At 39.6% G+C, this 14,683-nt stretch carries 9 protein-coding genes and 1 tRNA gene; 2 read left to right on the top strand and 8 right to left on the bottom strand.

Annotated elements, in window-relative coordinates; translation table 11 throughout:
• Positions 1–3: 3 nt before the first annotated feature.
• Positions 4–684, bottom strand: coding sequence for a TrmH family RNA methyltransferase (locus AC0N32_RS13655; RefSeq protein ID WP_476394403.1), 681 nt, complete (start codon positions 682–684; stop codon positions 4–6).
• A gap of 80 nt (positions 685–764) precedes the next feature.
• On the opposite strand from AC0N32_RS13655, the gene AC0N32_RS13650 reads away from it, so the two are divergent.
• Both AC0N32_RS13650 and AC0N32_RS13645 read left to right on the top strand, forming a co-directional pair.
• Positions 765–1,781, top strand: coding sequence for an asparaginase (locus tag AC0N32_RS13650; protein ID WP_476394402.1), 1,017 nt, complete (start codon positions 765–767; stop codon positions 1,779–1,781).
• 55 nt (positions 1,782–1,836) lie between these two features.
• Positions 1,837–1,926, top strand: a tRNA-Ser gene (locus AC0N32_RS13645).
• A gap of 159 nt (positions 1,927–2,085) precedes the next feature.
• On the opposite strand, the gene AC0N32_RS13640 is transcribed toward AC0N32_RS13645, so the two are convergent.
• The 7 genes from AC0N32_RS13640 to AC0N32_RS13610 all read right to left on the bottom strand — a co-directional run bounded on the left by AC0N32_RS13640 (position 2,086) and on the right by AC0N32_RS13610 (position 14,673).
• Entirely contained in the window at positions 2,086–2,781 is a 696-nt protein-coding gene (locus AC0N32_RS13640; protein ID WP_476394401.1) for a hypothetical protein, read from the bottom strand.
• A 549-nt stretch (positions 2,782–3,330) separates the two neighbouring features.
• Entirely contained in the window at positions 3,331–4,863 is a 1,533-nt protein-coding gene (locus tag AC0N32_RS13635; protein ID WP_476394400.1) for a M20/M25/M40 family metallo-hydrolase, read from the bottom strand.
• A 600-nt stretch (positions 4,864–5,463) separates the two neighbouring features.
• Positions 5,464–6,213 (bottom strand): hypothetical protein, encoded by a 750-nt coding sequence (locus tag AC0N32_RS13630; protein WP_476394399.1) that lies wholly within the window; start codon positions 6,211–6,213, stop codon positions 5,464–5,466.
• Between the two features lie 999 nt (positions 6,214–7,212).
• On the bottom strand, positions 7,213–7,629 hold the full coding sequence (locus tag AC0N32_RS13625; RefSeq protein ID WP_476394398.1) for a DUF4279 domain-containing protein: 417 nt from the start codon (positions 7,627–7,629) through the stop codon (positions 7,213–7,215).
• Between the two features lie 124 nt (positions 7,630–7,753).
• Positions 7,754–9,475: a helix-turn-helix domain-containing protein gene (locus tag AC0N32_RS13620; protein ID WP_476394397.1), complete on the bottom strand. Its 1,722-nt coding sequence runs from the start codon at positions 9,473–9,475 to the stop codon at positions 7,754–7,756.
• A gap of 574 nt (positions 9,476–10,049) precedes the next feature.
• Entirely contained in the window at positions 10,050–11,492 is a 1,443-nt protein-coding gene (locus AC0N32_RS13615) for a TolC family protein (protein WP_476394396.1), read from the bottom strand.
• A complete protein-coding gene (locus AC0N32_RS13610) occupies positions 11,479–14,673 on the bottom strand; it encodes an efflux RND transporter permease subunit (RefSeq protein WP_476394395.1) in 3,195 nt (1,064 codons plus the stop codon). Before AC0N32_RS13610 ends, AC0N32_RS13615 begins: the two co-directional genes overlap by 14 nt.
• Positions 14,674–14,683: the final 10 nt, after the last annotated feature.

The raw sequence follows: 14,683 nt of genomic DNA, 5'->3' as shown, positions 1-14,683 counted from the left end.
GATTTAGGAAAAAACATCTTCAAGATTATTGTCTCTGAGATACTTCTCAAAAATCTCCTGTCCGCTTCGTATGGAATTCACAGCCCATCGAATCTTCATTTTCAGGAGCTTTTCTTCATCCAGTTTATAATCGATACCGGATTTTATCAGCTTTTGCTTTAATTCATACATGCAGATCGAGGCTGCTACCGAAACATTGAAACTTCGGGTAAAGCCATACATCGGAATAGCCAGGGTTTCGTCAGCAAAATCAAGAATTTCCCGGGAAACGCCTTCCATTTCGGTTCCGAAAACCAGGGCAACCGGTTCAGTGATTTCGTAATCGGGAAGCATGGTAGCATTATTCTCCAGCGAAACAGCTACTATCTTATAACCTCTGTCTTTAATATTTTGGAAAGATTCCATGTTCCGGGGAAGTTTTTCGACCTCTACCCAGGTATCGGCGCCTTTTGTGACGCGGAGATTCGGCTCAAAACTATATTCTTCCTGCAAGGCCACCACTTTATGAAAACCGCAGGCTTCTACGGAGCGCACGATAGCTGCCGCATTTCGAAACTGGTAAATATCTTCTACGACAGGAAGCACAAAATCTGAACTTTCCTGAGAAAAATGTTCAATTTTTGCCAAACGTTCTTCCGTTAAAAACTGCTTTAAATATTCAAAAGTTTTTGCTAAATCTTCCATTCATTTTCAAATCTTTGCAAATTAACGTAATTTTGAGGAATCCTCCCGAACAGGGTACGGAAATCTAATAAAATTCATGTATGAAACGAAAAGTCCTTTTGATCTATACCGGCGGAACCATCGGTATGGAAAAAGATTATGAAACCGGAAGCCTTCGCGCATTTGATTTTGGAAACATCTTTGAAAAAATGCCCGAAATGACGCTCATGGAATGTGAAGTTTTCGTTCATCCTTTTGCAAAACCACTTGACTCGTCCGATATGGGACCCGAAGAGTGGAAGATTATTGCCCATTATATCCATAAAAACTATCATTATTATGACGGCTTCCTGATCCTCCACGGAACGGATACCATGTCTTACACAGCTTCAGCATTGAGTTTTATGCTGAAAGGACTGAAAAAACCTGTCATCCTTACCGGTTCCCAGCTTCCGATCGGGGATTTGCGTACCGATGCCAAAGAAAATCTCCTGACAAGCTTATATTACGCCAGTCTGTACGAAAACGATGAGGCAGTGATTCAGGAAGTGGCGATTTATTTTGAATATAAATTACTGAGAGGAAACCGCACCCTGAAATATTCTGCGGAGTATTTTGATGCCTATGCAAGCCCGAACTACCCTATCCTCGGACAATCCGGAGTACATTTAAATATTATCAAAGAAAATCTTCACCGCTCCATTCCGGAAATTGATTTCCATGTTGACGATCATATTTCGGAGGATATTATTTTCTGGAGAATTTTTCCGGGGATGAACCTCAGCCATCTTAAAGAAATCCCTGCCATGAAAGTCCTGATTCTGCAGGTATTTGGCTCGGGTACTATTTTCAGCAGTAAAAAAACGGTGGAAACCCTGCAGCAGATCAGAGATAAGGGTACGGAGATCGTGGTGGTAAGCCAGTGTATTTCCGGTGGAATATCCTTCGGAAAGTATGAGAACAGCAATATCTTTTCCAGGATCGGGGCCATCAGCGGAAGGGATATGACGGCTGAATGTGCTATAACAAAAGCAATGCATTTAATCGACAATGCTAACTACGGGGGAAGTTTTGCTGACAATTTCACCAAAAGCCTTTGTGGAGAAATTTCGAACTAAATTGTAATAATAATTTGGTTATTCAATAAATTCCATTATTTTTGCAATCTCAAATAGAGAGGTGTCCGAGTGGTTGAAGGAGCTACCCTGGAAAGGTAGTATACGGGTAACTGTATCGAGGGTTCGAATCCCTTCCTCTCTGCCAGGAAAAGCGTTGATTATTTCAACGCTTTTTTTTATTTATCGGGGTGATGACCAAAATGGTTTTCAATAAAAAACCCAGTCTTGCGACTGAGTTCTGCGTCTGAAAAGTCTCAACCTCTTTTCAAACTATAATTTAGCTATATGAATGATGGTGTATTAGTTAATTACAGATGGTGAGAAACTGGTGGTTTATCTGTATTTTGAATTTGGCATCGGATTTCAGCTTAGCATAAATCGTGCTCTCGAAAGCATGTATTTCTTTTAATTTAAAATCTATGTATTCGGCGATCTGAGCAACCGACATGATAAAATCCCTGTAAACGGCAATATTAACGGTTTGTCCGTACACCGGAAGATAAGCTTTGAGGAATGGCAGGGTCGACTGATGCCGGATATAGTTGACACAATATCCCGCTCCATCTCTGGCCGTGATCACTTCCTGGTCGTTGATCAGATCCATAATGTTTAGCTCTTTTTTATTTTTGTTTCCGGAAATATGTTTGTTGATCTTGTCTAAAATATGCTGGGCGTATTCCATCATGGTAATGGTTTTCCACTCAAAAACATGATTCATATTCCTGGAGGTTTTGGGTTTCCTGGTATTTTCGCAGCCTGTACAGAAAGAGAGCCCGATTTTATCGTACGAAGGGAAAAAGCAGTCTTTGATCTGAATGGTAGCGTCTGCCTGAAGCCGGTCATGGGAAAAGTTATAGTAAACATAGGGACTATACCGTTCCGCCAGTGCTTTCAGGTAATCTGATTCGGAGGTGTTGCTGTATTCTTCGAACCATTTTTCAAGGTTGTCGTAGTAGTGTTTGTCGAATTCATTAAAACTTAAATATAATGGCAGTTCCATAGCTTCGTTGTTTTGATATGACAAAGCTAATCGGGTAATGCGACAAAACTTGACGTGTTATTTTTTTATGGAAAACTTTTTTTCGAAGTGTTTGTTTTGAACGCAAAGGGCGCTAAGTTTTGTTTTAAATCATTGCGCATATTTTTTGTTCGCAAAGGCGTTTCACTCAGCTAAGATCGCTATGTAATTGATCGTGGTGAACCTTTTCTAACGTGGAGGGCGCTAAGTTTTGTTTTAAAACATTGCGCGTATTTTTTCTTTTGCAAAGGCGTTTCACTTAGCTAAGATCGCTATGTAATTGATCGTGGTGAAATTGTTCTAACGCGGAGGGCGCTAAGTTTTTCTTTTAAATCATCCTGCATATTTTTCGTTCGCAAAGGCGTTTCACTCAGCTAAGATCGCCATATGACCATATACTTTTTGGCTTTAATGTACTTCTGTTGAGGGAGTCTTCCTGCTGCGGGATAGTGATGATTACCGACTTTTGCTATCACTTTTACAGCCTATCAATGATCTTTCATCACTGAATCATTTATCTTTTATCAATTATTACTCATCATAATTTCTCATGATGTACTCAAAGTAGTGGATCATTTTTATATAGTTTTCGATGCTGAGGTATTCGTTGGTGCTGTGGATGGATTGTTTTTCGGCGTTGTTTATTTTGATGGGCATGAAACGGTAGATGTTCCTGCTGACGATCTGGTATTTGTACGCATCGGTAGCACCTACCGTGAGATAGGGAGTAGCGACCGCGGACGGATGAATTTCTTTTATGGCAGCTTCTATCAACCTGAAGGCTTTTGTATGGGTTGGTGAAACGGCTGAAGCTTCTTTGACCGTGTCAATTTCTTCAATTTCGACATCAAATCCTTTGGTGGCTTCGGCGATATGCTGTTTGACGTCTGTTACGGTATTTCCGGGGAGCAGCCTAAAATTGACGACGAATTCCACTTCGGGGGAAAGGACGTTAGGGGCATCACTGCCCTTCATCATGGTGAGGGCAGTCGTGGTGCGTACCAGTGCGTTGGTGGAATTATTCTTGGTTAGCTGGGAAAGAAGCACGGGCTTCAACAGCCATTGATTGGCGATGGCCATCCTGTTGATAAAAGACATTGATCCACCGACGTTGGTGAAGAACTGGTTAATAAGCGGGGTCACAACAGGCTTCATCTGGTCGTGTTCCAGACGTTGCATGATGACGGCGGCTTTTCCGATGGCACTCTCTGTGGGTGGCATGGAGGAATGTCCGCCAAGTCCTTTCACTTTAATTTTTACGGAGAGAAAGCCTTTTTCGGCACACCCGATCACCGCGATATCTGCGTTGATCCCGTTGACACTTCCCTTTTCGAGAATTAAGCCGCCTTCGTCGTAGACGGCATCGAACACAATATTTTTTCTTTTGAAATATTCAGCTATTTTTTCAGCTCCCTGCTGTCCGCCGACTTCCTCATCAAATCCGAAGGCAAGGTAGATATCTCTTTGAGGGGTGTGCTTTGTTTTAATCAGATTGTTCATGGATTCAAGGAGTGCGAAGAGCATTCCCTTCATATCGATAGCTCCTCTGCCGTAGATCCTTCCGTGAGCAACTGCCCCGGAAAACGGTCCGAAATCCCATTCTTCGGAAACTTCTGATACGGCAGGCAAAGGTTTATCTTCGGGCCTGAAAACATTTTCATTTTTATCTTTTATCTCAGCTTCTCCCGGAGGAACGACATCGGTATGGGAAAGAAATAGAATGGGATTAAGGGAAGGGTTGCTGCCTTTCAGCCTGAATACCAAACCATAGGTATTGACCTCTACGAACTCCGTATTCTGATAGACTAACGGATAAGAGGCTTTGATATATTCCTTAATGGTATCGAACGGTGAGTAATTAAATTCCCCAAGCTCGCCTGATGACACAGAAGGAATTTTCAGTCCGCCTGACAGCCTCTGAATGGCAGAATCATCTTTTGTCATTTTCCAACCGCCGGAGGTATTGGCGGTCGCTTTTTTAAAAGGATAAGTCAATGTTTTAATTAAAACAATAACGAGGAGGAGAATCGCAATGCCTGCTATGATAAAGATGATTTTTTTCATGGGAATTCCGGATTGGGTTGTTTTTATAGGATGAAATATTATATAGGGTTTGACTTAAGGATTTTTAACAGCTTTCACGATGGTCCTATTTCGAATTTCTAAGGTATTGAAATAATCAACAGCCTGAGAAAAAATTTAATTTACAATCAAAAATTCATCAACATCATTGAAAGAAAATACTTTTACACTATAAGAATCTTGTCCGACTACGCAAACATCTATACCAACATTGATCAGATTTACTTTTACATAGCTAAAATATTAAACGACCATGCTCACATCTACTTTTACATTGCTAAAATATTAGTCAACACCGCCTACATCTATTTTGACATCGCTAAAATATAAAACAACATGATGAGATTTTACTTTTACAACGTTCATATTCAAAACTACATAGCTTACTTTTATTAATACATTGGAAAAAGAGTAACCAACATGATGAAAAACAAAAACTCCTTTACGAAAATTCTTTCATAAAGGAGTTTATTTAATACTAGTGACAAAAATTATACCCCCAAACACAAGCTTCTCGATATGATTTTCTTCAAAAATCTACTCGAAGGGACGAATGTTAATCAAAATGCATAAAGAGTTTAATTACTGCTTTCTTTTCACAAAAAGCAAGGATGAAATCTGTTTGTACTGAGGACTTGTCGCTCCGAACACGGATTTTACATATTGCTTTACCTCTTTGGTGATCTGACAAAGTCCGGTGAGGTTATTATACAACACCTGATCTCTCGATAACCTGGCGTTGGAATACTCCGTATTGGCATGAATAAGGGCAGTGTTCCTTCTTTTCATTTCTGCCAGCTTCTCCCGTAAGGTTGTGATTTTTAATTCTTCTTCATTGGGATTGTAGGCAGCACTTTGTTCGAGCACCTGAATTAAACCGGAGAAGTTATTGATCTTGCTGTCGTAGCTTTGTTGTGACGTTGAAATAGTTCTTGCAGGGGCTTCCGTTTCTTCTTCTGACTTTACGGCTTCTGTTTTTGCCTTTGTTCTTCCCTGCAGCTTTTTGTTGTAGGATTTGGCATTGCTGAGCATCAAAGGATTTGTTTCTGACACAGCCAGTGCGTTAATGACTTTTGTCGCGAGCGAATTCAATTCTTTAAAAACTTCAGCGCGCTGGTTGGTGGCATTATCAAACAGTGTTTTTTTGGTCTGGGCTTCATTTAATTGTACCGTGGCCTCTTTATAGAGGGCTTCCAGCCTAGGGATTGTCAGTTCTTCTTTTACGGGATTGTACCTGTGGCCATAGGCTGTACAAAAAGAGATGAGATCCTGAAGATTAGCAACGTTTTTAGAGTGTCCTGTTTCGCTGACAGAGTTTTTTGTGTTTTTCATATTTATGTTTTAAGTTACCGTACAAATATATATTTTTATTTTATCATTTTACGGAAAACGAAAATTAATCGTTTGATTTACATAATTATATGAATATTTCATTCTTTATGTAAGTTTTAAAGAATTGTTTTCATGGGAATTGAAAAACCACTGCAAATTGCAGTGGTTGTTTTAAGGGAGCTCGAGCGAGACGCTCGCACCAGCTTAGGGTATACTTCAGTAAATAGCTCCGAATACAATAGTTCACACTACCTTTGTCCCCGATTAGCTAACATACTTTTTATAGATCACTAATAAAACAATTAAGAGTATAAGACCCAGGAAAAAGTATAAAATATTTAACCGATATTTTTTTACCTCCTCTTTTGTATAGGATAAGCTTTCTATCTTTTTCCTTGGGAAAATTAACTTCAAAGGCTGCGCTAATAAAAAGAATATTAATAAAGTAAATAATAAAAATATTATTATTCGCAATATCTCCATTTCTAAATAGGGGTTAATAAATACCTTAACAAAGGCTCCCGAAAAAAGCATTATAGGAATATTATAAGGGAGACTAAAAGCTAATATCGTCCAGTTATACTGTCCTTTTGTTAACCAAACTTTCTCATAATATTTTCTCAAGCTCCAAAATAAATAGGTAAGTGTTTTCATGGATTATGGCTTTGCAAGTTGTGTCTGGATATGGTTATAGGTATATTGAAAGACATTAAATTTAGAAATTTTGTAAGAGAAAATATTCAAAGTATTACCTGTTTAGTGAGTAATTGAAACACCTAAGATATACATTGATCGGGAAGCATTTATACCAAAGGTCAATGTTCTAGTCGTCCGGCAGTTAAGGCAGCATCTATTATTAAATATTCCATTATTCTAATCCCGTAAGTCTGAAAAATTGTTTGGTTAATTGCACATGATACAGAAAATCATCACTTTTGGAATATTCTTCTATTACTCTCATTATGTGACATCTATATTTTATCAGGTCATACAAACATTTTACTCCAGTGGCGGATAATAAATATCCACATCAAATTCCGCATTCACCTCTTTCATAAAAATAATTTGTCTTTTATCAAGATGAATCCAGGGTACGCTTTCTTCCCGGTTGTTTAAAAATAAGGCGCAGGAAATTTCACAATAATATTTTTCCGAATACGCTTTCAATAAATTTAGTTTGGGAATTAAAACTTCTAAAATATCTTCCATTTGCCCACTAAAATCTTTTCCTGTTCCATATCCGGCTCCATAAATCCATCCATTTCTTTGAGATTTCTTCGGAGAATTCTCATGAATTTCTGTTCCTTTTACATAGGTTTTGAAAGGTTGCAAATTGAGAGAATTTGTAATATCATCACAGGTAATATCCTCAAAATCCCATATTTCAAATCTTACACTTAAATCATTCTTAATCACTGTTCTTCCTGTATTAAAGTTTCATTTCTGTATTGATCATTAAAATTACGCTTTTTCAGTATTTAATATCTATCTGGAGTACAGCCATAATAAAAAATTAATAACGATTAGTATAAGTTTCTCATCAACATCCTTTTTGTTCTTCCAATTCCTGGATTCGCTTCTTGATGAAATCTGTGGGGCGTATTCCGTTGATTTCATAAAAAAGGTCTGAAAAATTCTGACGGGAAGCCATTCCGCATTCTCTGGCGAGGGTTTCTATGCTGTATTTAAGGTATTTTTTGTCTTCAAACAAAAGATTGGTGATGTAGTGAATCCTTAATTGACTGAGGTATTTGTTGAAATTTCCTCCTTTATGCTCATTGATCACCTGCGAAAGATAATTGGAATTCGTTCCCAATTGTGAGGCCAGTTTACTTAGGGTGAGGCCTTTCTGGATGAAGCCCTTTTTGTTTTCAAATACTTTGAGTTTCCGCAGAAGTTCCTCTACTTTTCTCTCATGAAGATTTGCCCTTTTTTCTTCCGTCGGCATAATCAGGATCTCGGGTAAGTCAGGAATATCGTCAACATCCTGGTCTTTCACAAACTTTTCTTCGAGCAGGATATATTTTTGCTTAATCTCTTTTGCTTTTTTCTGTTTCCTGGCGAAAAGCATGATAAGCCCGATCGCCCAGATAACAAGGAGAATAATAATTACCGTAACCAGGTAATTGATCTTCTGGAGTTTATTTTTCTCTTCCAGCAACGACCTGGTGTCATAATCCTTATGGATTTTCGGCGAGAGATAGCTGAAATCCCGGGACATAATGCTGTCTGCCTTCAGGAGCTGGCCGGTATAATAGAGCTGCTTCGACTGGTCGTTGTTCTTTTTACTGTAGCTGATGAGGATTTCATAGTTTTCTCTGAGCTCAGGCAGAATAAACTGGTGCTTATTAAAAATGGAATCGATCTTTTTGAAATAACCAACCGATTTTTTAGAATCTTTAAGCTCAAGATAACTTTTACCGATGAAAAAATAATTCACGGAAAGTCTTGCAAAGTCCCTGCTGTTTTTTATGGCGGGAAGCGATTGGCCGAGAGCTGCGAGAGCTGTCTGATAACGTTTATTCCTATACTCGGAAATGCCTTTAGATAAAAGAAAATACGCTTTTTCCTGTGCATATTCCTTATCGTTTCCGGTCTCAGCAAGGCCTTTTTCTATGGCTGCATCCGACTCTTTGTATTTCCTGGAATGCCTGTAACAAATAACTAACTGGTGCAGACTGTTGAGGTATCCTTTTTTATTATTATAAATTTCATTAGGATGAAGCTTTAATAAGGATCTTTCTCTGTAGTAGGCCAGGCACCTACTGAATAATTCGGCGGCTTCGTCATAGTATCCAAGATAGCTTTTTACTACACCGATATGGTAAAGGTTCTGGTATTTAAGATAATCGTTTTTTGTATTTTTTGAATATTGATAGGCTTCGAGGTATTCGTTGAGTGCAAGCTGGTATTTCTTGTAGTTGTAATAGTAAATTACGCCTTTATCAATATGGGCCGTGATGAGCAGATCTTTATCGCGGGAAAGTGTGGCTGCCCAGACCATACTGTCGGCATATTTCAGCTTGTTATCATCTAAAAATGAATAAAAAACAGCATCTTTATATCCCTGTACCAGCTTTTCATAGTTCTTTTCCCGCCTGGCTTTATTAATATAGGGCTGAATATAAGGTAAGGCTTTTTCGTCATTCTCATCGAAATTTTCATACTTCTTTCTCAGCTGATAATACTCAGTATATGGCTCCTGCGAAAGGATAAACTGGAAGCATACACTACATAGTATAAGAAATAGTTTTTTGATCACCTTAGTATAGTTGGTTATAAACAGCGCTCAAAATTACAAAAAAAAGGCGGTATTTATCAAACAAGTATGAATTAATATTCAATATCGGATTATTTTTATTTTACAAATATAAAAACTGATAATCAGCTTATTAAATTTTAATGACCACCGAAATGTACTGTCATAATTTATGAATAAAGACAACAAACATTTTTATATCTGAAATCAAGCTTATATTTTTGAGCTATCAATACATAAGTAAAGAAAAACAAAACCATAAAAACATACGCTACAGGGTAAAGCTAATAACCAGCAAAAAAACATGATGATTCAATAATAATCTTACCGCCTTCCTTAACAGGGAGATTACTTTTTAGGGAGGCTGGTTTTTTTTAAAATTTAATTTTGAACTAATAACCATTTTCTGAAACTAATAACCATATCATAAATTTACTGCCGCATATCCTGCAGATAAATTAACAAAGAGGTTCTATCTGAACCTCTTTCTGCTAATGTAACGTTTCAATTTTAAATCGAAAAGAGACTGGTCCCTTACGGGCAGTCTCTTTTCTTTTAAAACATTAAAGATTTATAATCACTTCCAGCCTCCGCCTAAGCTCTTATAAATATCCACAACTGTACTCAGCTGTTTTTGTTTAGCTTCCACCAGTTCCATTTTTGCATCAAGGGCATCTCTCTGGTTCAGGAGCACTTCCAGGTAATCTGCCCTGGAGTTTCTGAATAACTGATTCGCTATATCTATCGATTGTTCCAAAGCCTTGGTTTCTTCCGACTTTAGTTTATAATACTGGTCAATATTTTTTACTTTAGACATTAAATTGGCAACATCCAGGTAGGCATTAAGGATTGTTTTGTCGTATTCGTACAAAGACTGGATCTGTCTTGCATCTGCCGTCTGGAAATTGGCTTTGATCGCACTTTTGTTGATAAGCGGACCGGCAAGCTCTCCCACCAGACTGGCAGCCATAGATTCGGGAAGTTTCACCAGATAAGACGGTTTGAAAGCCTCTAATCCTAAGGTTGCGGAAATTTCCAGCGTAGGATAAAACTCTTTTCTCGCGGCTTCTACGTCTAATTTTGCAGATTTCAATTCTAATTCAGCCTGCTTGATATCCGGCCTGTTTGCCAATAATTGCGAAGGAATTCCTGTATAGACCGTTTGCGGAAGAGTAGTCATAAAATCATCTTTCGTTCTTACGATCGGCTGCGGATATCTTCCGCAAAGGGCATTGATTTCATTTTCTTTTTCCGTGATCTGCTGGCGGATCGTATACTCAGTCGCTTTGGATTTCGCCAGTTCGGCCTCAAATTTCTTTACCGCTAATTCTGTGGCAGCGGCGGCTTCCTTCTGGATTTTCGAAATTTCAAGAGCCTTCTGCTGAAGCTTCGTATACTGCTGAATAATATCCAGCTGGTTGTCTAAAGCCAGCAGCTCGTAATAATTGTCCGCAACTTCTTCGATGAGGTTGGAAAGCACAAAATTCTTTCCTTCCACGGTAGACAGGTAATGGGCTACGGCAGATTCTTTTTCTGTTCTCAGCTTTTTCCAGATGTCTACTTCCCAGTTGGCCATCAGGCCTCCTTCAAAATTTCCCAGCGGATCAGGCATTTCCTTTCCGGGTTCAATTTCGGTGGTGGCATCACCGGCACCTTCACTGGTATACCGGCCTGCTTTTTTTATACCTGCACCGACTCCTGCAGAAACAGTGGGGGTCAGTCTTCCTTTTTTAGCTAAAACCCCGCTTTTGGCAATTTCGATTTCCTGAAGGGTGATCATCAGCTCCTGATTATTTTTTAAGGCTGTCTCAATTAATGATACTAAATTAGGATCAGTAAAAAATTGCCTCCAGGGTGTTGTTCCGCTGTTATTGTTTGCGTCTCCCTGATCTTCCTGATTGAAGTTCTGAGGTACGTTTTCTTTTACCTCGTCTTTTATTACGGTCGCCATAGGCGCCTTACAGCCTGCTAAAACAAGCGATAAGGCAATGGCTGCTATATATTTATTATAAATCTTCATGTTTGTCATCGTGTTGGTAAGGTTCTGTTTGTTCTGTTAGAGGGTTTTCTTCTTCATATCTCGCCAGTCTCGATTTTTCAGCAATCGTTCCGAAGATATAATACAACCCAGGGATAATCATTAATCCGAAAACGGTTCCGATTAGCATCCCTCCTGCTGCTGCCGTACCGATCGTCCTGTTACCGATAGCTCCCGGTCCTGTTGCCATTACCAACGGAATCAAACCTGCAATGAAAGCAAATGAAGTCATCAAAATCGGACGGAAGCGGATGGCTGCTCCCTCAATGGCGGCCTGCGCTACAGGAATTCCTTCTTCAGCTTTTTTCTGTACCGCGAATTCTACGATCAATACGGCATTTTTACCTAAAAGCCCGATCAGCATTACCATGGCTACCTGAGCATAGATATTGTTTTCTAATCCTAACAATTTTAAACATAAGAAAGCTCCGAAAATACCCGTTGGTAACGATAAAATAACCGGCAATGGCAGAATGAAACTTTCGTACTGTGCAGAAAGAATAAGATAAACGAATCCAAGGCAGATCAGGAAAATAAAAACAGCTTCATTTCCCCTGCTTACTTCATCCTTGGAAATACCGGCCCAGTCGATACCGAAACCTCTGGGAAGCGTTTTATCCGCAACTTCTTTAATGGCTGCAATGGCTTGTCCGGAACTGTATCCCGGTGCCGGCGTTCCGCTCACCTCGGATGAGTTGTACATATTATGTCTGGTAATTTCAGACAGACCGTATACTTTTTCCAAATGCATAAAATCGGAATATGGCACCATCTGATCTTTATCGTTTTTAACATACAGCTTTAGCAAATCACTTGGCAATGCTCGATATTGCGGTCCCGCCTGAACGATCACCTTGTAAGGCCTGTCGAAACGGATGAAACTTGTTTCGTAATTGGATCCGATCAGGGTTGATAAATTATCCATTGCATTTTCAATCGTCACCCCTTTCTGCTCGGCAAGATCGTTATCGACTTTCAGCATATACTGAGGGAAACTCGCGGAATAGAAGGTAAATGCAGATCCCAATTCAGGTCGTTTTTTAAGCGCTTTTACAAAATCATTACTTACCTGCTCCATTTTGTGATAATCACCACTTCCGGCTTTATCCAACAGACGAAGTTCGAAACCTCCGGCTGCCCCGTAACCCGGAATAGATGGCGGCTGGAAGAATTCTATATTGGCTCCCGGAATATTTTTGGCTTTTTCTTCAAGCTTTTCGATGATTTCGGCAGCGGATTCTTTACGGTCTTCCCAGCTTTTAAGGTTGATCAGACAGGTTCCCGAGTTGGAGCCGGTACCTTCCGTTAAGATTTCATATCCTGCGAGTGAAGAAACAGACTGTACGCCGTCGATATCTTCAGACTCTCTTAGTAATTCCCTTGCTATCTGATTGGTTCTTTCCAATGTAGAGCCGGGAGGTGTCTGGATGATGGCATAAATCATTCCCTGATCCTCCGCAGGAATAAATCCTGAAGGAAGTGAATTGCTTAAGAAGAAAGTGCATGCACAAAATGCCAGTAATAAAGGTAAAGTGATTGTTTTTTTCTTCACCGTTTTATTCAGCATTCCCTCATATTTTCCAGCACCTTTGGTAAATAAATTATTGAATTTATCTAAAAATATCGTAACCGGTGTTCTTCTTTTCGGTTTGCCGTGATTGTTCTTTAAGATTAAAGCACATAAAGCCGGCGTCAACGTTAATGCTACAACCCCCGAAAGGATAATTGCAGAAGCCATGGTAATGGAAAACTGACGATAGAAAACCCCAACCGGACCAGACATGAATGCAATCGGAATAAATACGGAAGCCATTACCAAAGTAATTGCGATGATCGCTCCGCTGATTTCATGCATGGCTTCTTCTGTGGCCTTCAGAGGTGACAGGTGCTTCTCTTCCATCTTGGCGTGAACCGCTTCGATAACCACAATCGCATCATCGACCACAACCCCGATTGCCATGACGAGGGCAAAGAGTGAGATCATATTTAAAGTGATCCCAAATGCCGACATTACCGCAAAAGTTCCCACCAATGAAACCGGAACCGCTAAAGCAGGAATCAATGTAGAGCGCCAGTCGCCCAGGAAGAGGAATACCACAATGGCCACCAAAATAAAGGCCTCAAATAAGGTATGTACCACCTTTTCGATGGAGGCATCCAGGAACCTTGACACGTCATAGCTGATATCATAATGCATTCCTTTTGGGAAAGTGGTTTTCTGAAGTTCTTCCATCAATGACTTAACGTTTTTAATAACGTCGCTGGCATTGGATCCATACGATTGTTTTACGGTGATCGCTGCGGAAGGTTTTCCATTTAAGGTTGAATAAATATCATACATTGATGATCCGAATTCGATATCGGCAACATCTTTCAGCCTTATAAATTCTCCGTCCGGTTTTGCTTTAAGGATAATATTCCCGTAATCTTTTTCATTATTGAAACGTCCGGGATATTTCAGGATATATTCAAATGACTGGGATCTCTTTCCGGAACTTTCCCCGGTTTTACCAGGAGAAGCTTCCAAACTCTGCTGATTCAGAGATTCCATTACTTCATCTGCAGAAATACTGTATGCAGTCAGACGGTCCGGCTTCAGCCAGATACGCATGGCGTATTCTCTGGTACCGAGGATGTCTGCGAAACCAACACCACTCACCCTTCTCAATTCGGACATTACGTTAATATCTGCATAGTTGAAAAGGAATTTCTGGTCGGCTTTAGGATCATCACTATACAAGTTAATGTACATCAACATGTTCGGCTCTTCACGGGTAATTTTTACCCCTTCACGAACGACCAGCGGCGGAAGTTTATTTACTACCGACGAAACCCGGTTTTGTACGTTTACGGCCGCCACATTCGGATCGGTTCCAAGATCAAAAACCACCTGTATTGATGCTTCACCGTCGTTTCCGGCATCTGAAGTCATATATTTCATTCCCGGCACTCCGTTTAACCCTCTTTCCAGAGGAATAACCACTGATTTGATCAGCAATTCGTTGTTGGCACCCGGATATTCTGCAGTAATATTTACTTTTGGAGGAGAAATCGAAGGAAACTGTGTGATGGGCAATTTTAACAAAGATAAAACGCCCATAAATACGATAATCAAAGAGATTACGATAGACAGAACAGGTCTGCGAATGAATTTCTTAAACATAAAATAATGA

It is taken from the genome of Chryseobacterium endophyticum (assembly GCF_056333165.1).
The sequence above is the reverse complement of the archived record's forward strand: the minus strand, read 5'-3'. Positions and strand labels throughout refer to the sequence as shown.

What these genes read in the sequence shown, in the direction of transcription:
- AC0N32_RS13655 (WP_476394403.1), bottom strand. Translation starts at nt 684, where the DNA reads ATGGAAGATTTAGCAAAAACTTTTGAATATTTAAAGCAGTTTTTAACG.
- AC0N32_RS13650 (WP_476394402.1), top strand. Translation starts at nt 765, where the DNA reads ATGAAACGAAAAGTCCTTTTGATCTATACCGGCGGAACCATCGGTATG.
- AC0N32_RS13640 (WP_476394401.1), bottom strand. Translation starts at nt 2,781, where the DNA reads ATGGAACTGCCATTATATTTAAGTTTTAATGAATTCGACAAACACTAC.
- AC0N32_RS13635 (WP_476394400.1), bottom strand. Translation starts at nt 4,863, where the DNA reads ATGAAAAAAATCATCTTTATCATAGCAGGCATTGCGATTCTCCTCCTC.
- AC0N32_RS13630 (WP_476394399.1), bottom strand. Translation starts at nt 6,213, where the DNA reads ATGAAAAACACAAAAAACTCTGTCAGCGAAACAGGACACTCTAAAAAC.
- AC0N32_RS13615 (WP_476394396.1), bottom strand. Translation starts at nt 11,492, where the DNA reads ATGAAGATTTATAATAAATATATAGCAGCCATTGCCTTATCGCTTGTT.
- AC0N32_RS13610 (WP_476394395.1), bottom strand. Translation starts at nt 14,673, where the DNA reads ATGTTTAAGAAATTCATTCGCAGACCTGTTCTGTCTATCGTAATCTCT.